This is a genomic window from Streptomyces sp. P5F9 (assembly GCF_057961495.1).
Genome location: NZ_JBXVPZ010000172.1, coordinates 1 through 18,998, shown reverse-complemented (window position 1 = coordinate 18,998; position 18,998 = coordinate 1). Strand labels below are relative to the sequence as shown.

Here is an 18,998-nt window from a genome sequence, read left to right as displayed (position 1 = left end):
TCCAACATCGGCGGCAAGCAAGGCACTTGATACCAGCGCGACATCTAGGTCCAGCACCCCCCAGCAGCACTCACTCCAACAGTGCAAGCAGCCGCGCCGCCGGCAAGGGACACCGCGTATGCCCACCCGGCCCCGTGACCCGAGCAGCGGTCAACAGCGCATTGAGAACCGCCTCCTCCACGGCGTCCAGCACAGCGCCGAACAGAGGATCCAGCCCGGCATCGGGCACCACCGCGGGTCCGGCCGGTGTGCCCAGAGGACGGATGCCCAGGGCGAGGCCGTAGTCGCCACTGCCATTGCCGTAACCGGCGCCGACCCGTGCCAGCGCATAGACGGAGCGACGGGCGAGCCGCGTCAACTGGCGGGCGTCCAGGGGCGCGTCGGTGGCGGTCACGATCATGCAGGAGCCGGTCTCCGGACCGGGACCGGACTCGTCCGCGGGAACGCCCACGTCGGCGGGAGTGACCGTACGGCCCAACACCCGTAGCGTTCCACCGAAGTTGGCCTGCACGAGGACCCCGAGCGCCGCCTCTTGCCCCGCGACCGGCACGCGGCGCGACGAGGTGCCGATGCCCGCCTTGAAGCCGAGCGCGGTCATCCCGGTGCCCGCGCCCACCGACCCCTCGGCGACAGGCCCGGCGGACGCCGACTCAAGTGCGGCGCGGACGTGTTCCTCCCGGACCGGACGTGACCGGATGTCGGAGAGGAGCCCGTCGTTGCACTCCCCGACCACCGGATTCACGCTCCGGGCGTCGGCGCCCTCGGGCCGTTCCAGGATCCAGCCCACCAGGGCGTCCGCGACCCGGAAGGCGGACAGGGTCGAGGTGAGCAGCACGGGGGCTTCCAGCGCGCCGAGTTCGGCGATCTGCGTGGAGCCGAGGAACTTGCCGTAGCCGTTGCCCGCGAACACCCCGGCGGGCAACGGGCTTCCGGGGCCCACGCCTTCGGGCACGATCGCGGTGACGCCGCTGTGCACGCGTGGCGGGTGGATCAGTGTCGTGTGTCCGACACGGATGCCGGGCACATCCGTGATCGCGTTGTGCGTCCCCGTGGGCAAGTCACCGATGCCGAGCCCGAGTTGACGGGCTCGGCGAGGCACGGTGGGCGCGAGCGGATCAGGGCCTGGCGACGCGGGCATGGCCAGACACTACGACACCACCGGTCGCGCCGGCCCTGACGGTCAACGCAGCCGCCCGGCCGGTCAGCCTGCGGCGAGGAGTTCGAGCGTGTCGATCACACGGTTGGAGAAGCCCCACTCGTTGTCGTACCAGGCGACGACCTTCACATGGCGGCCGTCGACACGGGTGAGGGCGGAGTCGAAGATCGACGAGGCCGGGTTGCCCGTGATGTCGGAGGAGACGAGCGCGTCGTCGGAGTATTCGAGGACGCCCGCGAGGGGACCCTCGGCCGCGGTGCGGTAGGCGGCGAGCACGTCCTCGCGAGTCACGTCGCGGGCGACGGTGGTGTTGAGTTCGACGATCGAGCCCACCGGCACGGGCACGCGGATCGAGTCGCCCGACAACTTGCCGTCCAGGTTGGGCAGTACGTGGCCGATCGCCTTGGCGGCGCCCGTCGTGGTCGGCACGATGTTGACGGCGGCGGCGCGGGCCCGGCGGGCATCGCGGTGCGGGCCGTCCTGCAGGTTCTGCTCCTGCGTGTAGGCGTGCACCGTGGTCATGAATCCGTGCTCGATACCGGCGAGTTCGTCGAGCACCGCGGCGAGGGGTGCCAGCGCGTTGGTCGTGCAGGAGGCGTTCGAGACGATCGTGTGCGTGGCCGGGTCGTAGGCGTCGTTGTTGACCCCGAACGCGAGCGTGACGTCGGCGCCGTCCGAGGGCGCGCTGACGAGTACCTTCCGCGCGCCCGCGTCAAGGTGGGCGCGGGCGGCCTTGGCGGAGGTGAAACGGCCTGTGGCCTCCAGCACGAGGTCCACTTCGAGCTCGGCCCAGGGCAGGTCAGCCGGTTCGCGCTCGGCGAGGACCTTGATGCGCCGGCCGTCGACGACAAGGGTGTCCCCGTCGACGGTCACGGGGCGGCCGAGCCGGCCGGACGTCGTGTCGAAGGCGAGCAGCCGCGCCAGAGTGGCCGGCTCCGTGAGGTCGTTGACGGCGACGATCTCCAGGTCGCTGTCGCGTTCGAGCAGGGCGCGCAGCACATTGCGTCCGATGCGGCCGAATCCATTGATGGCAATGCGAGTCATGAGGTAAGTCCCTTCGGTTCCCCACCAGGCTCGCGCGCGGCAACGGTCGCGGACAGTGGCGCGATCGCCACGGTTCAAAAGGATCCCGCCACGCCCCGGGGCATGGCCGGGCTACTCTCCCTGCGCGAAGGTCCGCCGGTATTCACTCGGCGTCGTACCGAGAAGACGGTGGAAGTGCAGCCGGAGATTCGCACCGGTGCCGAGACCGACGTCGGCGGCGATCTGCTCGACGCCGCGCTCGGACCGTTCGAGCAGCTCGCGGGCCATGTCGATGCGGGCGCGCATGACCCACTGCATCGGCGTGTACCCGGTCTCGTCGACGAAGCGCCGCGAGAAGGTGCGCGGCGAGACGGCGGCCTGCCGGGCGAGCGTCTCCAGGGTGAGGGGCTCGCCGAGCCGGTGCAGCGCCCACTCGCGGGTCGCTGCGAACCGTTCACCGAGCGGCTCGGGCACACTGCGCGGCACGTACTGCGCCTGGCCGCCGCTGCGGTAGGGAGCCGCGACCAGCCGCCGGGCCGCGTGGTTGGACGCGGCCACCCCGAGGTCGCCGCGCAGGATGTGCAGGCACAGGTCGATGCCCGAGGCGGCTCCCGCCGAGGTGAGCACGCTGCCCTCGTCGACGAACAGGACGTTCTCGTCGACCTGGACGAGCGGGTACTTCGTCGCGAGCGCCCGCGTGTAGTGCCAGTGCGTCGTGGCGCGCTTGCCGTCGAGCAGCCCCGTGGCGGCGAGCGCGAAGGCCCCGGTCGAGATCGCGGCGAGCCGCGCGCCCCGGTCGTGCGCGGTGATCAACGCGTCCAGGACACCCTGCGGCGGGTCCTCGCGGTCCGGGAACCGATATCCGGGCAGGAACACGATGTCGGCCCAGGTCACCGCGTCGAGCCCGTCGGCGACGTGGTACGACAGCCCGTCGCCCCCGGTCACCAGCCCGGGCGCCGCGCCGCACAATCGCACCTCGTACGGCATGCTCGCCCGCGTCGTGAACACCTGCGCGGGGATTCCGACGTCGAGCGGCTTGGCGCCTTCGAGGACGAGGACGGCGACGCGACGCAGGCGGGCGGTGAACACGGGAACAGCCTACGCAGGGCTACGGCCGACCGTTCACGGAGCCGTGCCGGGCCGCCGCAGGTCAGACCTTCCAGGAGCGCAACTGGTCGGCGACGGCGAGGACCCCGACCCGCGTGTCCCGGATCTTGCGGACGAGGTCGGAGAGGGCGCCGTAGGGCGGGTCGATGCCTTCGCCGGACTGGCCCATGTACTGGGCGGCGACGAACGCGGCGTAGAGGCTGTTGCGGTGCGGCAGCGGCTCCAGGCGCACGATGGTGTGCATGAGCGCGGCCGCCCGCCAAGCGGCGTCCGGGTCGGCCGCGGCCAGCGTCGGCAGCTTGGTCTTGTGCCGGGATACGGCGGCCACGAGCGCGGAGTAGTCGGAGACCGACATGTCCTCGTGGCCGAGGGCGGCCTCCTGGACGTCGAGCAGCCAGGAGACGTCGATGTACAGGTGCATCAGGCGGCCGCGGCCCCGTCACGCTCCGAAGGCGGCACCTCGTCGGGGAAGGCGTCGTCGAACTCCCCGCGCAGCCGCTCGGCCCACACGGACGCGCCGGCGACGAACTGACCGCGCTGCATCTCACGCACGCCGAGGTCGTGCAGATACTGCTTGAGGCTCTTCCCCTCGGCCGCGGCGGCCGCGCGCACTCCCTCAAGTTCCTCTTCGGTGAAGGACACATTCAGTGATGGCATGCTGCGATGGTACCTAGTTGGTGCCGCCGGTGCGAGGGCCCCGCCCCGCACAGCGTTCGCGGATGCCGTCGCCGGCCGCGGGCCCGGCCGTGAAGAGGTACGTGTCACTGTCGTCGAGCCGCCTGCCGGTCCTGGCATCGACCACGACGGGCTCGACCTCCTCGCCGCTCCGCGCGTCGACGACGAGAACACGTACGACGGCATCTCCGCGATCGAGTGTGGCTGGGTCGAGCCGCGTCCGAATTCAGGTACACCATCCGTCTCACCGGCGCCCAGCAGGCCGACGCCACCTACTGACCACGGCCGGAACAACGGAGTCGCCGATCGCGGAGCCACCTCCTAAGCTGCCGGAATGATCTCTGGCGACTACCTCTCCGAACTGTTCTCGCTCGACGGCCGGATCGCCGTCGTGACGGGCGGCAGCTCCGGCATCGGCCGGGCCGCCGCCGGAGCGCTCGCGCGGGCGGGGGCCGAAGTGGTCGTAGTGGCACGCAAGGAGCAGGAACTGACCGCCACGGTCGACGAGTTGACGGCGGAGGGCTGCCGGGCGGCTTGGGTGAGCGGCGATCTGGGCACCCGGGACGGCGTCCGGGCGGCGGCGGAAGCGGCAGCCGAGGTGTTCGGCGAGCCGGACATCCTCGTGAACAGCGCCGGGATCAACCTGCGCCCGCCGATGGGCGAGTTGGGCGAGGACGTGTGGGACACCACGATGGCCCTGAACCTGGAGGCGCCCTTCCTCCTGGGCCGGCGCTTCGGTCCCGGCATGGCCGAACGGGGCTTCGGCCGCATCATCCACATCACCTCCCAGCAGGCTCACCGGGCGTTCGTGCAGAGCGGCGCCTACGGGGTGTCCAAAGGGGCGCTGGAGTCACTGGCCCGCTCGCAGGCCGAGGCGTGGTCGCCGCACGGCGTCACCTGCAACACCCTGGTCCCGGGCTTCGTGATGACACCGCTCAACGAACGACTGTCGTCCGACCCCGAGAAGGTGGCGGCGCTGGCCGCGCGCACACTGATCGGCCGCAACGGCCTCGCCGAGGACTTCGCGGGCGCGGTGGTGTTCCTGGCGAGCCGCGCCTCCGCCTACGTCACCGGGCAGTCGGTCTTCGTGGACGGCGGATTCTCCGTGCACTAGCCCAACACCGGCTGCACCCCAGCCGGTTGGGAAGCCGGCCACCACTACGACGCCCCGCTCCCCGCCGCAGAAAACGGATCACAGGATGCCCGGGGTCGTGGCCGACCCCGGCGCGGACGCCGTAGACGTCCTTGATGAGGGCCGGGTTGAGGACCTCGGCCGGGGTGCCCTCGGCCACCGTGCGGCCGGTGTCGAGGACGAGCAGGCGGCCGCAGACCAACGGCAAGGTCGAACGCTTCAACCGCACCCTGCTCGACAAATGGGCCTACCAGCGGCCCTACACCAGCAACGACGCTGCGGGTCAATACATCTAGTGCCCCACCCGTCCCCCTCACCACTGCGCGTCAGTTCCGGATTCCCACCGGATTCCCTGGCCTCGGTTGTGGCACGACCGGCCCGCACAACGAGTCAAGATCGCCCGTCGGCTCCCGCTGCGGGGTGCGGCGCGAACGTGCCGCTGTCCTGGTGGCGCTGTACTGACCGCGACGTAGGAGGCGGCGTACGCCAGGATCAGCCCGGCGACGAAGTGGCGGGGCGACCCGGATGCGGTCACATCGCGGCCCGTACGTCCTTGCCCGGTGCGGTGTTGTGCCGCGCCGCGCGAAGCCCGACGGCCTCACGGCGGAGCGCCTCCACCGTGGCCGTCACCTCGGGCGCCCGGTCGCGGACCGTGACGGCGACGGTGGCGCGGCCGAGCCAGGCGGGGTCGTCGACCTGGACGGTGCGGACGCCCGTGGGGACGGCCGGGGCGGCGAGTTCGGGCAGTACGGCGATACCGAGACCGGCGGCGACCAGCCCCAGGCGGGTGGGCCATTCGCGGGCGGCGTGGGCGACCCGCGGGCGGTCGAGCGTCGGCCAGGCACCAAACTGGGGATCGTCCCGCAGGCCCTTGCCGACGATCCAGGCTTCGTCCCTCAGGTCGGTCACGGGGACGGTTCCCCGGCCTGCGAACCGGTGGTTGGCGGGCACGGCGAGCAACAGGCCGCCGTCCAGGAGCAGTTCGCGGGAAAGTCCCTCGAAGTCGTAGGCGGGCAGGTCCGGTCCCACGCCGATCACCGCGATGTCGATGCGGTGGGCGCGGAGTTGGCGGAGCTGCGTTGGCGAGGAAGCCTCGCCCAACTCGACGACCAGGCCCGGGTGTTCGTCACGGAGGCGGGCCAACGCCCTGGGGACGAGCACGGCGGCGGCCGCCGGGAACGCGGCGACGGCGACGCGCCCGGTGAGGTGGTCCTGGAGCCCGGCGAGGTCCGTACCGACCGCGTCGATCTCGTTGAGGACCGTCGCGGCTCGGCGGGCGAGCACCGTGCCCGCCGGCGAAGGGGCAACCCCGCGGGCGCCCCGGACGAACAGCGGCGCGCCCGCGGCGACTTCCATCGCCGCCACCTGACGGGACACCGCCGACTGCGTGTATCCGAGCGCGTCGGCCGCGGCGGTGAACGATCCGGTGTCGACCACGGCCTGGACTACACGCAGACCGGTGAGGGTGAATTCGGCCATGCCGGCATCCTGACACATTCCGGGAACGCATGTCTCGTGTGCGAGATCATCGCTGGTGGAATGCCTTGCGCGGCAGCACGATGGAGTGGCAGGAGCAAGCAGTCCACCATCCACAGGGAGCACCGATCATGGCGAAGACCTGGTTCATCACAGGGAGTTCAAGGGGGTTCGGCCGCGAGTGGGCGGAGGCCGCGCTCGAACGCGGCGATCGTGTCGCGGCGACGGCTCGGGACGTCAGCCGACTGACTCCTCTGGTCGAGCGGTACGGGGACGCCGTACTGCCGATTCCCCTCGACGTCACCGACCGTGCAGCGGTGCATGCGGCGGTGGGGCATACCCACGAGCGTTTCGGATCGCTGGACGTCGCCGTCAACAATGCCGGCTACGGGCATTTCGGCATGGTCGAGGAGGTGGAGGAGGACGAACTCCGGGCCCAGATGGAGACCAACTTCTTCGGCGCGGTCTGGGTCACACAAGCCGCACTGCCCTTCATGCGGACCCAACGATCGGGCAGGATCCTGCAGATCACCAGCGAGGGCGGCGTGCGCGCGTTCCCCGGCATAGGCGCGTACCACGCTTCCAAATGGGCTCTTGAGGGATTGTCGGAGTCCCTGGCGCAGGAAGTGGCCGCCTTCGGTATTCACCTCACCAACGTCGAGCCCGGCCCCTACGCCACCGACTGGCTGGACCGCGGCGCCCGGCGCAGCGAGCCGCACCCGGACTACGCCGAGGTCCGCACGGCCACCGCACCGGATTTCGAGGTCGGCGACCCCCACGCGACCCGCGACGCGATCCTCCAGGTCGTCGACGCGGACAATCCTCCGCTGAGGATCTTCCTCGGCAAGTCCTTCACCGATGTTGCCGCGTTGTACGAGGAGCGGCTGAGCACGTGGAGCAAGTGGCAGCCGGTCTCCCTGGCCGCTTTCGGCTGAGCAGTGGTTCAAGCCCCTTCAGCGGACAGGCCGTTCGGCTTCCCTCCGGTTCCGTCCAACCCCTGTGCGGCACGCCTCGCGCGGCGGATCGTGGAGGCCCCGACTCGCTCGCACGGAGGTCCAACGGCCATGTCCCAACTGATCGTTGTCGGTGTCGACGGCTCCGCGGACAGTCGCGTCGCGGCCGACTGGGCAGCCGAGGAAGCCGAGTTGCGCGGACTCCCCCTGCGGGTCGTGCACGTCTCGACACTCCCCGACGAACAACTCCTCACCACGTGGCCCTACTTCCGGGAGCCCTCTCCCGACGCCCTCGTCACGTCACTCGCGAAGGACCACCCCGAACTCCGGGCCGAGGTGGTCGCGTTCACCGGAGAGGTCGTGCCCGCGCTGCTCCCCCTGACCGCCGGGGCCGACTGCACGGTCCTCGGGCTGCGCGGTACGGGCGGTTTCACGGGCCTGGCCCTCGGTTCCGTGGCTCACGGGGTCGCCGAGCGGTGCGCAGGGCCGGTGGTACTGGTGCCGAGCGGGTTCGTCGGCAGTCACCGCGGGCGGTCACAGTACGGCGTGACGCTGGGCGTCGACGGCGGCCAACTGCCCGGTGCGATCGTCGACTTCGCCTTCGACGCCGCCTGCCGACGCGGCACCGGCCTGCACGTCGTACACGCCTGGCGACTGCCCTCGCCCGCCGAACACTGGATGCCGTACGCGCCGCCCGAGAAGGACCGAGGGCGCTGGGAGGACCAGGAGACGCAACGCTTCTCGGACGCCTTGCGGCCATGGCGGGAGAAGTATCCGCACGTGGATGTCTACGAGGATCTCCGCCTCCAGAGCCCCGCGGCCGCCCTGGTCCAGGCGTCGGCCACCGCCTCGGCGGAACTGCTGGTGATCGGCCGCGCGAGCAGGACACTCGGGCCCACCCTGCACGCCGTACTGGAACACACCGCGTGCCCGGTGGCCGTAGTCCCGCACCAAGCATGAGAACAGCTCCGCCCGTTACACTCGCGGGCCTGAACTCACCTTGTGACAAAGGCCGTTGGGCAACAGGAGAACCGAAGTGACGGATGCGGGATTCAGCGCGGACGACGTGGACACCAGCAAACCCCAGTCGGCCCGCATGTACGACTACTTCCTGGGTGGCAAGGACAACTACCCCGTCGACTGGGAAGCCGCCGAAAAGGTCATCTCCTTGTTCCCCGACGTCAGGCAGATGGCACGGGTGAACCGCGACTTCATGCACCGGGCCTCGCGGCTGTTGGCGGAGCGGGGAGTCAGCCAGTTCCTGGACATCGGCACCGGAATACCCACCCGGCCGAACCTTCATCAGGTGGTCCAGGCGATCAACCCCCGTGCTCGCGTGGTCTACGCGGACAACGACCCGATAGTCCTCAGGCACGCCGAAGCCCTTCTTCACAGCACGCCGGAAGGCAGCACCACCTACGTCCAGGCCGACGTGCGCGAGCCGGGAAAGATCCTCGCGGCGGCGAAGGAGCAGCTGGACTTCGAGCAACCGGTCGCCTTGTCCCTGATGGCCCTCCTGCACCTGGTGGCGGACGAGGACGAGCCCCATCGCATCGTGGGTGAACTGCTCAACTCCCTTACGTCCGGGAGCTACCTGGCCCTGTCCCACGCGACGGGAGACTTCGATCCGGAGACCTGGGAGCGCGTCGTCGAGGTCTATCGCAAGGGCGGCACGTCCGCCCAAGTGCGGTCACGCGCCGAATTCACCAGTTTCTTCGGGGGACTTGAGCTGGTCGCCCCCGGCATTGACCTCGCCGCGCGCTGGCACACCGAGCCCGGAGAACAACCCGGCGAAACCGACCAGATCCCGTTGTACGTCGGAGTCGCCCGCAAACCGTGAGACCCAAGTCACGGACCGAGCGCGGTGATCGCATCGATCACCGCGCTCGCCGTAGAAGAAACCGTAGAAGAAGCCGTAGAAGAGAAGAGGGGGAAGGAGCCGTTACGCCGCAACGGGGTCCGGCTCCTGGGACGGTGTGGTGGCGTCCGGGTGCGCGGGGTCGAGGAGGCGTTCGGCGAGGGGGGCGAAGATCAGGCCGAGGGCCGTCCAGAGGATGAGCTGCGCCGCGACCGAGTAGAAGCGGAAGGTGAACAGCACGTCGGCGGGGAAGCCCGGGTAGACGATGGTGCCCTTGTCGTCCTTCAGCGGCAGTGGTGTCTCGGTGGCCTGGTTGCCGAAGTTGGCCTTGTTGTACGAGAGATGGCCCAGCTGCGGCAGGAGCAGCATGACGATCCCGATCGCGACGACGAACGCGGCGCCGGCGAGGAGGGTCGCGTTCCAGTTGCCGAAGCGCGCCTGGAGGTGCTTGCCGAGGTAGACGGCTCCCGCGAGGAACGCGACGGAGCACACGACCATGATCAGGTACAGGGCGCTGCGCTGCTGGATGGTCTCTTCGTGACCGATCGCGGGCGGGTTGGCCGGGTACTTCAGGAACGGCACCAGGTACATGCCCAGGAACCCGCCACCGGCGACTAGGAGCGCCAGGTTGCGTGCCCGCACCCCGCCGGTACGGCCCAGGCAGACGGTGTAGGCGACGGCGAACAGGGCGCCCATCGCCATGCCGAAGAAGATCATGCCGACGCCGATACCGACGTTGGCCTGGATGGTGCGGCTGAACAGGTCGGGGTCGGCGGCCTCGACGGGCAGGCCGGCCGCCTTGTCCAGGGTGTTCTGGGCGGCGTCACGGCCGCTCTCGTAGTCGATGGCCTTGGCGATCTGCGGCTCGGCGAAGATGCGCGCGAACACGAAGGCGAGCAGGCCCGCGACTGCGCCGGCGAGTATGCCGCGCAGTATGAGCTTCTTTTCCATGTCGAGTTGTCCGTACGTCCGGGTGCCGGCGGAGGGTCAGTGGCAGGGGAAGCCGAGGAAGTGGCGGGCGTCGTGGACGAACTCGTGGACGTGCATGTCGTTGCCGAACACCGACACGGCGCCCTGGTCGACACCGACGAAGTAGTAGACGGCCAGCGCGATCAGCGCGGTGCCGACCAGCCAGACGATCGACTTCGAGACCGGCAGGACCACCGGCGTGGACACCGGACGGGATGTGGAAATGCTGCTGCTCAAGGTGAGCCCTCCTTCGGGATCGTGCGTCCCTTGCGTGTACGGGCGAGTGAAGGATCAGTGTCTGACTCGCCCTCCACCTTCCGGCGGCGGGCTCACAGTGGCGCGACCGTGCTGGAATTCCACCAGCTTCCTTATGCCATCACTACAGGGGGAGGGTACGGCGCGTCTCTCCAGGCCGTCAATCAGGCCCGTTCCGCGTACGACTCCTGACAAAACCGTGTGTGTGCTGGGAGTTGCGTGCCGGCGTCCCTCCCGTCACCGCTTCGTCGTGAGCCTCAGGTCGACCTCCTGTTCCTGGTCTCCCGACGCCGTGCCCCGCTCGTCCACGGCGAACGCGACGCTCAGCGCCTCACGCAGCTGGCCGACGGCGACGTAGCCGCCCTGGAGCGTGGCGGAGACCGAACCCTCCAGGGGGATGGGGTCGGTCGGGATCCATTCCTGCGTCGGCTCGAACTCGGCGGTCCACACGACGGCGCGGCCGCCCGGCTGTTCCTGGGGCACGTCGTCGGCGGGCCGGTCGGTGGGGAACGCCGTCCGCAGGACGCCGAAGACGGTGGCTGCGTCCTCCTTGGACGCGCCGGTGAGGCACACGGTGGCCATCGAGGTCACTCTCCTTGGGGTCATTGAGTACGGCGACGGTCGGCCGGATTCAGTAGCCGAGGGCCTTCGCCAGTTGCTGCTTGTTCATCGACGAACGGCCGTCGACACCGCGCTTCTTGGCCTCCGCGTAGAGCTGGTCCGTCGTCGGCCCCTGCGCCCCGCTGTGGGAGCGCCGGCCGCCGCGCTGCGGTGCGGACTTCGGGTCCCGGGTGGACGTCCTGCTCGCGGTCGCGGACTCACCGGCGCGGGCCCGCTCCTTGTTCACGGTGCGCGCTGCGATCTCCTTCGCCCGGCCCTCGGAGACACCTCGTTTCTCGGCGCCTTCCTTGATGTACTCGTACTGACGCTCGCGCTTCGCGCTGGAACCTCGCGGCACGGCGCTCACCTTCCTTTCCTCGCGGGCGGTCCGGCTCGGCCGCACCCGACCCGTTTTCCGACGATTTCCCAGGTACCCGCCGTCCGGTGCTTCTCACGCGGCCCCCGGAACACGCTGATTCCATCTGATGTGCGGCCCGTGCGCGGTGCGAGCAGACAGCCACCGAACGGATGAGCGTGCGGGCTCCGCGGAGGCCTCCGGGCGGCGGGCCGGGGTCACACGGGTGGCGTACTCGCGTGGCGTGGTGACGGGCGGCCGCCTACTAATGGACGGGATCAGCTTGTTCATCGCGCTTCGGGGGGCGATAGCAGCATCACCCTCTTCATGGAGCCGAGCATGACCATCCGCTCTTTCTCGCCCAGCCCGGACCAACCCGACATACCCCGCGGCACTGCGACCCACGCGCTCACGCCCTCCGACGGAGGGCGGGCCCACGGAACGCCGCCGACGTCACGTCCGACGCAAGAGGGTTCCGCACAGACCGGCCCCGAGGGCGAGAACGTCGATCCGATGCACCGCCTGGTGCATGCCGCCGTCGCGGACCGGCCGCTCGACGAGGTCCTCCAGCTCATCACCTTGCTGGAGCAGTCACCGAAGTACGCGCAGGCCACTGTCGACGCCCTGCGGGCGGTCGGTGTCGACCGGTCCGTGGAGGACGTCACACGACTCGTGGCCCTGCTGACCCAGCCACCGCGCGATCCCGAGTCCGCCGACGAGGCGATCCGCGCCGCCGCCGAGAACCGGCCCGTGGAGGACGTCACCCGGCTGATGGCCCTGCTGCAGCGGGCTCAGGTGGAGCCGCACTGCGGCGAGGAGGTGGTACGGGCCGCGGCCGGCCGGCCCGTCGAGGAACTCGTCCAGCTGATCGGCCGCCTGGCCGAGGAACAGGACGCGTCCGCCCGGGCCCCGGGACCGGTGACAGAGAGGTCTACGGCTCCGCTGTACGAGGCGCCCGGCCAGACCCCGGCGGACACTCACGAGCCGGAACCCGCGGGTGACCGCCCGTCCGCTCGTCAGCGCCGCGCACGACGTCCGCGTACGACGACCCGCCGCACCACTCCCCCGGTCTGGCCGAGGCTGATCGCGGCGGCGGCGCTCATCCTGTGCGGGCTGTCGTACTTCCCGCTGCACCGGGACGGAGCCTCCGGCACCGCCTACGGGTTCGCGCTCGGTGTCTCGGTCCTGTGCGTCCTGCTGGCACCGGCGCTGGTCCTCCAGGGCGGCCTGTTCGTGCTGGCCGTGTCCGTGGTGGTGCCGGCCGCGCTGGCCGCCCTCCAGTTGTTCGACGGGCGGTTCCACTCCTCGCGCCTCTCCCAGGCGTTGCGGATCACCGCCGCGCCGCCCTGGTTCGCGGGGCTGATCGCCGTATTCGCCGCACTGGCGGCGCTCACGGCGCTGCTCGCGCTGCTGGCCTCGCGGAAGTTCGGCCGGCAGCTGGACCTTCCCGGCCATCCCGGCCATCCCGATCACCGGGCGCTGGCCGACGCGAACCAGACGCCTCAGTAGGGTCGGCCCCGCTCAATTCGCGGTGGCGTCGGAGCTGTTCACGGCGTCACCGCTCGCTGACGGCACCCTCGACGCGGAGGCCGCGGGGCTGGAGGCGGCGCTGTGGCTCGGTTCGGCACGGGAGCTGGAGCTGTTCTCCGGCTCCGCGCTCGCGGACGGCGAGCCGATGCCGCCCGCGTGCGACCCCGCGCTGCTGGACGTGAGCGGAGTGGGTGCCGGACTGTGAGCGGGGACGCTCTTTGCGGCCCAACCACCGCCCAGCGACGTTCCGTTGCCGGATTCGTTCCCGGGATCATCCGAAGGAGCGTCGGACGGTGACGCGGCACCGGCCGAGGTGCCGTCCCGTAACGCGAACGCCGCCTGGGCGTCCGCGCGTTGGCCTGCTCTCTCCTCACTCGGCGTCAGCGCCATCGCGACCGACGGCACCCTTCTGCGGATGCCCTCGCCCGTCCGTCGGAAGGTGTGCTGGAAGTCCGCCGCACCGGTGGTGGCGGCTCCTGCTTCTTCTCATCCTTTTGTGACTCTCCGCCTTGTTGGCGATGTTTCACCTCAACTGGAAGCAACAGGGCCGGACTTCACCGGTGCCGTCAGTCCGACGACTGCCCCGAGAGCGCCTCGGTGAACGGCGTGACAGGGCGCTCCAAGATCTCGCCGTCCACGAAGATGTCGACCGCCTCGTTGTAGAAGGCGAGCAGATCCTTTACGGCGCCCACCGCGGGCAGCGGCTCCGGATAGCTCCAGACGATGTTCCGCGGCACACCGGGAACGCCGGCCTCGCCCCTCCACGACCAGTACGCGGCGGTGCCCTTGTAGGGGCACCCGGTGCTGTGGTCTGTCGGTTCGAACAGGTCCAGGCGGACGTCCTCGCGCGGGATGTAGTACCGGGTCGGCAGGCCGGTCTCGAAGAGCAGGACGGGGCGGTGGGTGTCGGCGACGACCGTGCCGTCGATCTCGACCCGGACGTGACGGCTGCTGGGGATGGCGTCGACCCGCTTGTGCGGGTCACGGGGGTGGATGAAGATCTCTTCCTCCTCCTCGTACCAGTGGTCCAGCCCTCGGCCGACCCGCCGGAACCACTCGAAGGCGATGTACCCGGCCAGGTCGTCGGCGGGGTAGGTCCAGGCAGCGTTCTCCACCGACTCGCCGGCGATTTCAAGGTCGTAGAAGACGCGTGATCCGGTGTGCGTGCCGGTCGGCGGGTTCTTCGCCGGGTGGAGCAGGTCCTCGCGGACCTCGTCGTGGGGGAAGGCGTACGTCGGTACCGGTACGGCCGGCTCCCAGACGAGGACGGGGTGCCTGCTGTCCACGACGGTGGTGTCGCCCTTGCGGCCGCGTACCCAGCGTGGACTCGGCTCCCAGAGGAGGCCTTCGGGGGTGGTCCTGACGTCTCGTGCGGTGGGGAAGGTACTCATGACCGTTGCTCCCTCTTCGTAGGTCGTACGGCCGGCCGTTGCTTGCCGGTCCACCATGTCCGTGACCGATGAACTGCTGACCGACAACGCCCGTTACGCCGACAGCTTCGACGGCCCGCTGCCCCTTCCGTCCGCCGGGCACCTCGCCGTCGTGGCCAGCGAAGTCGGCTGAGAACCACCCGGCCGGGCTGATCGAAAATGACCGAAGGGGAGATAAGGCGTCCCCTGACCGCGATGTTTAGTGCGCCAAAATGACTTTGCATGGAGGGCCGGGACACCTCAACTGCCCGGCTCTGCGCGGTAGTTTCCTTTCGGGCCCAAGGAGACCCGCCCGGGAAATTGCTCAATCACATTCCCGGGGACGAAGCAGATCGACAAGGAAACAACCACATGCACGAGCCGATTCGTCGAGGGCGCCTGCGGCTGCCCTCCGGGCACATTCACGGTAGCAGTCTCAATGCAAGGTGACCGGGTCGAGCATTCCAGGTCTCATGGCCTCGCGCTCCCGGCCGGCGCGCGACCCCTTCCCTTGCCGCACCCGAACTCGCGGCATGGCGCACGCATCACTCCCCTACCGGCAACTCCCCGTCACCGGCGATTGATCCGGTGATCGCGGATCTCGGGTTCGCGGCCTTCGCCGAACGGAACCGCCCGCGATACACGCTCTACGCCAGGGCTCGGCTGTCCGCCGTCGCGCGTTCCACGGCTGTAGCGGCTCGAAATCGAACAATGCCGTCCCACGTACGGGTGGATGGTGTCCCGCCGGGTGGTACGGGTAGCGCAGGAGCGCGCGATGGTCCGCTCCTGGTCGGGCCTGACATGAAGCTGTCACACACGGACCGGAATCCCTCGCCGGGTCGCCGGGGTTGGCACTGGTACGACCCCGCTTCGAGGCCGGGCCTCGCACGACGAAGGAGCGACGACCATGACCGTTGACCTGACCACGACCGACCTCCAGGCCTTCACCCAGGACTGGCTGGAGTGGTATCGCGGGCAGGAGGAACGCCTCGCCGCTCCGCACGGGTTCCTGGCGATCACCGGGCTGCACTGGCTCGACGACCGGCCGCAGCGCTTCCCCGACGCGCCGGGTGTTTGGTGGACCGACGCCGACGGGGTCGCCGTAGCCCTCGACGAAGGGGAGGAACTCGTCGTGGAGGGGACGCCGGTGCGCGGTGAGCACCGCTTCGGCGTGCTGCCCGAGCGGGGCGGGGTCGACGCGGTCTGGGGTGATGCGGTGATCGAGGTGGCCAGGCGCGGCGGGAACGACATCGTGCGGCCCCGGCACCCGGACGCGCCGCTGCGCACGGACTTCGCCGGTACGCCCGCCTATGCGCCGGATCCCCGCTGGGTGGTCCGGGGACGGTACACAGCCTTCGACACACCGCGTCCTACGACCGTGGGCGCGGCGGTCGAGGGCCTGGAGCACGTGTACGACGCGCCGGGCCGGGTCGAGTTCGAGTTGGACGGGCAGTCGCTGGCCCTGACCGCGTTCCCCGGGCGGGGGCCGGGCGGACTGCTGCTGCTCTTCACCGACGCAACGTCCGGGGTGACCACGTACGCCGCGAACCGGGCACTCTCGCTCGCCGAGCCGGACGCCGACGGCACGGTCGTCCTGGACTTCAACCGGGCGACGAACCTGCCGTGCGCCTACACCGACCTGGCCACCTGCCCGCTGCCGCCGGCGGAGAACCGGCTGCCGGTGTCCGTCGAGGCCGGGCAGAAGACACCCCGTGAGCGGGGCGGACAGGTCTGATCGTCGCCCCGGCCGCGTCCACGGCACCACCGGACCGCGGCCGGGCTCGTCGGACCCGGTTACGCGCCGAGACGCGGTATTTGGCCATCCTTTTCTTCCTTTTTTCCTTCGACAACCATGCACACGCCTCAGTCGTCCCCATTGATGACGCGCTGGATTTCGCGCGGCCGTACCCCCACCGACACTGCGCCCGGACGACGCGCAGGAAAGAGGCCGTATGCTCCGTATCCACTTCACCTCGCAGGACCTGCAGAGCATCCGGGTGGCCCGTCAGCCCCATGCTCTCTGGGAACTCGTGTGTGGTGTCTGCCGGTTGGACGTGCGGCAAGGGGCGCTGGAGTTCGGGCACTGGCGCCGGTCGGTGCGCGAGGGGCTGGCGAAGGATCCGCGGGCCCGGCGGGCCCTGTTGCCCTTGCAGACGCTGATTCCTCCGGTGGGCTACATCCCCGACTTCCTCACGCCGTCGGTCACGGGCGGCGGTCTGGCCGTCGGCCTCGACCAGGTGCGGAGCACCTCCCGCACCCGGCTGACCCGTGAGCTGTCCCGGCTCGCCGAGTCGCGTCCGTTGCCGTCCTGGGTGTCCACCCTCGACAGGCCGGGCGGCCAGGCCTTGGGGACGCTGGCGCGAGCCCTGGAGCTGTCCTGCAGGACGCTGCTCGAACCGTACTGGCCCCACATCCAGACGGCTGTCGGCAACGACGTCGAACTGCGGTCACGCGCGCTCCTCGACGGCGGCACCTCCGCGCTGCTCAACGCCCTGCGCCCGCATGCCCGTTGGCACGCTCCGGTGCTTGAGGTGGACTATCCCGTCGACCGCGAGCTGCACCTGGAGGGGCGCGGCCTGCTGCTCATCCCGTCGTACTTCTGCTGGCGCAGGCCCACCGCGCTCGCGGACCCCACGCTCGGGCCGGTGCTCGTCTACCCGGTCGCCAAACAGCCCCTGGAGATCGTCCGGGCGAGCAGGGACGGGCTGGAGCGGCTGCTGGGCCGTACCCGGACGGTCGTCCTGGCGGATCTGGCCAGCCATGGGGCGCGTACGACGTCCGAGGTGGCCACGGCGGCCAACATCGCGCTGCCCAGCGCCAGTTACCAGCTCAGCGTGCTGCGCGACGGAGGCCTGATCGCCAGTCACCGGGAGGGCCAGTTCGTGCGGCACTCGGCAACTCCGCTTGGCCTGCGCCTCCTTGACGAGCGGTGACTGGGCACACCTCGCCCGCGCCGATTAGAAGGGTTTCGAATTCATTGCCGCCATGTGCCCCGCACCGCCATCGTTTGTGACGGTCGCCGTGTGAGTCACGGCGGTACCGGGCCGGGATGACCCGGGCGCGGTGGCCACCGGGCACAGGGGGCCGGTGGGCACCGCGTCCGCGGTGTCGGGGATCAGCCCGCCCGGCGGCGGTCCGTCGTGACGCGGTGGGTGAGGGGTGCACGCAGGTCCAGGTGGTCGCGAAGGGTCGTACCGGTGTAGTCGGTGCGGTAGACGCCGCGTTCCTGGAGTGCGGGGACGAGGTGGTCGACGATGTCGTCGAGGCCGTCGGGGATCAGGTACGGCGTGACGTTGAAGCCGTCGACGGCGCCGTGCCGGACGAAGTGGGCGAACTTGTCGGCCAGGCCCTCCGGGGTGCCGACGTGACCGCGCTGTGGGCCGAGCGCGATGACGGTCTCGCGCAGCGACCAGCGGTTCGCATCGGCCTTCTCCCGCCATTCGGCGACCACTTGGCGGGGATCGGCGATGCGCCGTGCGCCGAAGGAACCGTCGTTCTCGGCGATGACCGGGTCCTCCTTGGGCAACGGCCCGTCGGCGTCGCGGCCTGAGAGGTCGATGCCCCACAGGAGTCCGGCGATGCCCAACGCGGTTGCGGGGGTGACCTGTTGGAGGCGGATCCAGCGCTTCTTCTCCAGGGCCTCCTCCTCCGTCGCGCCGATGATGATCTCGGTGCCAGGAAGAATGCGCAGGTCGTCCTCGGGGCGGCCGACGGCCCGCAGCCGGCGGCGTAGGTCGTCGGCGAAGGCGAGCGCGTCGTCGAAGTCGTTGCCGTGCGCGGAGAAGATGACGTCGGCGTTGCGGGCGGCGAAGTCCCGGCCCTCGCCCGAGTCCCCGGCCTGGAAGATCACCGGGTGTCCCTGCGCGCTGCGCGGCAGGGTGGGTGCGAGGTCGACGTCGAACTGCGGTCCCTGGTGGCGGACTTGGCGTACGGCACCGGGTGCCGCCCAGGCCGGGGCATCCGCCGAACCGGACACGGCCGCATCGTCCCAGCTGTCCCAGATCGCGCGGGCGACGGTGAGGAACTCCTCGGCGCGGCGGTAGCGGTCGGCGTGGTCGAGGTAGCCGCCGCGGCGGAAGTTGGCGCCGGTCCAGGCGTTGTCGGTGGTCACCACGTTCCAGCCGGCCCGGCCTTCGGAAAGCAGGTCGAGGCCGGACAGCCGGCGGGCGAGGTCCGCGGCTTCGTTGAAGGTGGTGTTGGACGTGCTGACCAGACCGATCCGGTCCGTTACGGCGGCCAGCGCGGCGAGTTGGGTAATGGCGTCGGGCCGTCCGGCGACGTCGAGGTCGTGGATCTGGCCGTCGACCTCGCGCAGCCGCAGCCCCTCCCCCAGGAAGAACGCGTCGAACAGGCCCCGTTCGGCGGTCTGGGCGACGCGCCGGAAGTTGGCGGGGTCGATCTGCGAACCGCTGGCCGGATCCGACCAGACCGTCCAGTGGTTGACGCCCTGGAAGAAGACGCCGAAGTGGAGCTGGGCGTCGGGGCGGGGGACGTCGAGGG

20 protein-coding genes, 2 pseudogenes and 1 riboswitch are annotated in these 18,998 nt (G+C 70.3%); of the genes and pseudogenes, 9 read left to right on the top strand and 13 right to left on the bottom strand.

Going from position 1 to position 18,998, the window contains the following annotated elements:
• Positions 1-70: 70 nt before the first annotated feature.
• The 6 genes and pseudogenes from AC31A1_RS25770 to AC31A1_RS25745 form a co-directional block, all read right to left on the bottom strand.
• Positions 71-1,138 (bottom strand): P1 family peptidase, encoded by a 1,068-nt coding sequence (locus AC31A1_RS25770; RefSeq protein WP_489655597.1) that lies wholly within the window; start codon positions 1,136-1,138, stop codon positions 71-73.
• Between the two features lie 63 nt (positions 1,139-1,201).
• Positions 1,202-2,200, bottom strand: a complete 999-nt coding sequence (gene gap, locus AC31A1_RS25765; protein ID WP_489655596.1) for a type I glyceraldehyde-3-phosphate dehydrogenase — start codon at positions 2,198-2,200, stop codon at positions 1,202-1,204.
• A gap of 111 nt (positions 2,201-2,311) precedes the next feature.
• Positions 2,312-3,268: a GlxA family transcriptional regulator gene (locus tag AC31A1_RS25760; RefSeq protein ID WP_489655595.1), complete on the bottom strand. Its 957-nt coding sequence runs from the start codon at positions 3,266-3,268 to the stop codon at positions 2,312-2,314.
• 61 nt (positions 3,269-3,329) lie between these two features.
• A complete protein-coding gene (locus tag AC31A1_RS25755) occupies positions 3,330-3,707 on the bottom strand; it encodes a toxin Doc (protein ID WP_366492810.1) in 378 nt (125 codons plus the stop codon).
• A complete protein-coding gene (locus AC31A1_RS25750) occupies positions 3,707-3,943 on the bottom strand; it encodes a hypothetical protein (protein WP_366492809.1) in 237 nt (78 codons plus the stop codon). Before AC31A1_RS25750 ends, AC31A1_RS25755 begins: the two co-directional genes overlap by 1 nt.
• A gap of 13 nt (positions 3,944-3,956) precedes the next feature.
• Positions 3,957-4,133, bottom strand: a pseudogene (locus AC31A1_RS25745) (winged helix-turn-helix transcriptional regulator); the annotation flags it as partial.
• Positions 4,134-4,295: 162 nt separating this feature from the next.
• Between AC31A1_RS25745 and AC31A1_RS25740 the strand changes: the two are divergent.
• Together AC31A1_RS25740 and AC31A1_RS25735 are read left to right on the top strand one after the other, a co-directional pair.
• Positions 4,296-5,075, top strand: coding sequence for an SDR family NAD(P)-dependent oxidoreductase (locus AC31A1_RS25740; RefSeq protein WP_489655594.1), 780 nt, complete (start codon positions 4,296-4,298; stop codon positions 5,073-5,075).
• Positions 5,076-5,281: 206 nt separating this feature from the next.
• Positions 5,282-5,365 (top strand): annotated as a pseudogene (locus AC31A1_RS25735) (integrase core domain-containing protein); the annotation flags it as partial.
• 259 nt (positions 5,366-5,624) lie between these two features.
• On the opposite strand, the gene AC31A1_RS25730 reads toward AC31A1_RS25735, so the two are convergent.
• Positions 5,625-6,572 (bottom strand): LysR family transcriptional regulator, encoded by a 948-nt coding sequence (locus AC31A1_RS25730; protein ID WP_489655593.1) that lies wholly within the window; start codon positions 6,570-6,572, stop codon positions 5,625-5,627.
• A gap of 128 nt (positions 6,573-6,700) precedes the next feature.
• On the opposite strand from AC31A1_RS25730, the gene AC31A1_RS25725 reads away from it, so the two are divergent.
• The 3 genes from AC31A1_RS25725 to AC31A1_RS25715 all read left to right on the top strand — a co-directional run bounded on the left by AC31A1_RS25725 (position 6,701) and on the right by AC31A1_RS25715 (position 9,362).
• The gene (locus tag AC31A1_RS25725) at positions 6,701-7,504 is read left to right on the top strand and encodes an SDR family NAD(P)-dependent oxidoreductase (protein ID WP_489655592.1); all 804 of its coding nucleotides are present in this window, start codon (positions 6,701-6,703) and stop codon (positions 7,502-7,504) included.
• 129 nt (positions 7,505-7,633) lie between these two features.
• The gene (locus AC31A1_RS25720; protein WP_489655591.1) at positions 7,634-8,482 is read left to right on the top strand and encodes a universal stress protein; all 849 of its coding nucleotides are present in this window, start codon (positions 7,634-7,636) and stop codon (positions 8,480-8,482) included.
• A 76-nt stretch (positions 8,483-8,558) separates the two neighbouring features.
• The gene (locus AC31A1_RS25715; RefSeq protein ID WP_489655590.1) at positions 8,559-9,362 is read left to right on the top strand and encodes an SAM-dependent methyltransferase; all 804 of its coding nucleotides are present in this window, start codon (positions 8,559-8,561) and stop codon (positions 9,360-9,362) included.
• Positions 9,363-9,464: 102 nt separating this feature from the next.
• Here the strand turns inward: AC31A1_RS25715 and AC31A1_RS25710 are convergent, their stop codons facing one another.
• The 4 genes from AC31A1_RS25710 to AC31A1_RS25695 all read right to left on the bottom strand — a co-directional run bounded on the left by AC31A1_RS25710 (position 9,465) and on the right by AC31A1_RS25695 (position 11,562).
• The gene (locus tag AC31A1_RS25710) at positions 9,465-10,331 is read right to left on the bottom strand and encodes a CbtA family protein (RefSeq protein WP_489655589.1); all 867 of its coding nucleotides are present in this window, start codon (positions 10,329-10,331) and stop codon (positions 9,465-9,467) included.
• A gap of 36 nt (positions 10,332-10,367) precedes the next feature.
• Positions 10,368-10,586: a CbtB domain-containing protein gene (locus tag AC31A1_RS25705; RefSeq protein ID WP_393048529.1), complete on the bottom strand. Its 219-nt coding sequence runs from the start codon at positions 10,584-10,586 to the stop codon at positions 10,368-10,370.
• A 57-nt stretch (positions 10,587-10,643) separates the two neighbouring features.
• Positions 10,644-10,717: riboswitch (cobalamin riboswitch) on the bottom strand.
• Positions 10,718-10,841: 124 nt separating this feature from the next.
• Entirely contained in the window at positions 10,842-11,186 is a 345-nt protein-coding gene (locus tag AC31A1_RS25700; RefSeq protein ID WP_489655588.1) for a hypothetical protein, read from the bottom strand.
• 49 nt (positions 11,187-11,235) lie between these two features.
• Positions 11,236-11,562 carry a plasmid stabilization protein gene (locus AC31A1_RS25695; protein WP_489655598.1) on the bottom strand — a complete coding sequence of 109 codons (327 nt, stop codon included), beginning with the start codon at positions 11,560-11,562 and terminating at the stop codon, positions 11,236-11,238.
• Positions 11,563-11,898: 336 nt separating this feature from the next.
• Here AC31A1_RS25695 and AC31A1_RS25690 point away from each other — a divergent pair, with 336 nt between their 5' ends.
• Positions 11,899-13,068, top strand: a complete 1,170-nt coding sequence (locus AC31A1_RS25690; protein WP_489655587.1) for a hypothetical protein — start codon at positions 11,899-11,901, stop codon at positions 13,066-13,068.
• A gap of 22 nt (positions 13,069-13,090) precedes the next feature.
• Positions 13,091-13,294 carry a hypothetical protein gene (locus tag AC31A1_RS25685; RefSeq protein WP_489655586.1) on the top strand — a complete coding sequence of 68 codons (204 nt, stop codon included), beginning with the start codon at positions 13,091-13,093 and terminating at the stop codon, positions 13,292-13,294.
• A gap of 361 nt (positions 13,295-13,655) precedes the next feature.
• Here the strand turns inward: AC31A1_RS25685 and AC31A1_RS25680 are convergent, their stop codons facing one another.
• Positions 13,656-14,480 carry a DUF427 domain-containing protein gene (locus tag AC31A1_RS25680; protein WP_489655585.1) on the bottom strand — a complete coding sequence of 275 codons (825 nt, stop codon included), beginning with the start codon at positions 14,478-14,480 and terminating at the stop codon, positions 13,656-13,658.
• Positions 14,481-15,405: 925 nt separating this feature from the next.
• Between AC31A1_RS25680 and AC31A1_RS25675 the strand changes: the two genes are divergently transcribed.
• Positions 15,406-16,233 (top strand): DUF1684 domain-containing protein, encoded by an 828-nt coding sequence (locus AC31A1_RS25675; RefSeq protein ID WP_489655584.1) that lies wholly within the window; start codon positions 15,406-15,408, stop codon positions 16,231-16,233.
• Between the two features lie 217 nt (positions 16,234-16,450).
• Entirely contained in the window at positions 16,451-17,431 is a 981-nt protein-coding gene (locus AC31A1_RS25670; RefSeq protein WP_489655583.1) for an ArsR/SmtB family transcription factor, read from the top strand.
• A gap of 182 nt (positions 17,432-17,613) precedes the next feature.
• On the opposite strand, the gene AC31A1_RS25665 is transcribed toward AC31A1_RS25670, so the two are convergent.
• Positions 17,614-18,998 (bottom strand): NtaA/DmoA family FMN-dependent monooxygenase (locus tag AC31A1_RS25665; RefSeq protein ID WP_489655582.1); only part of this gene is annotated, 1,385 nt, incomplete at its 5' end.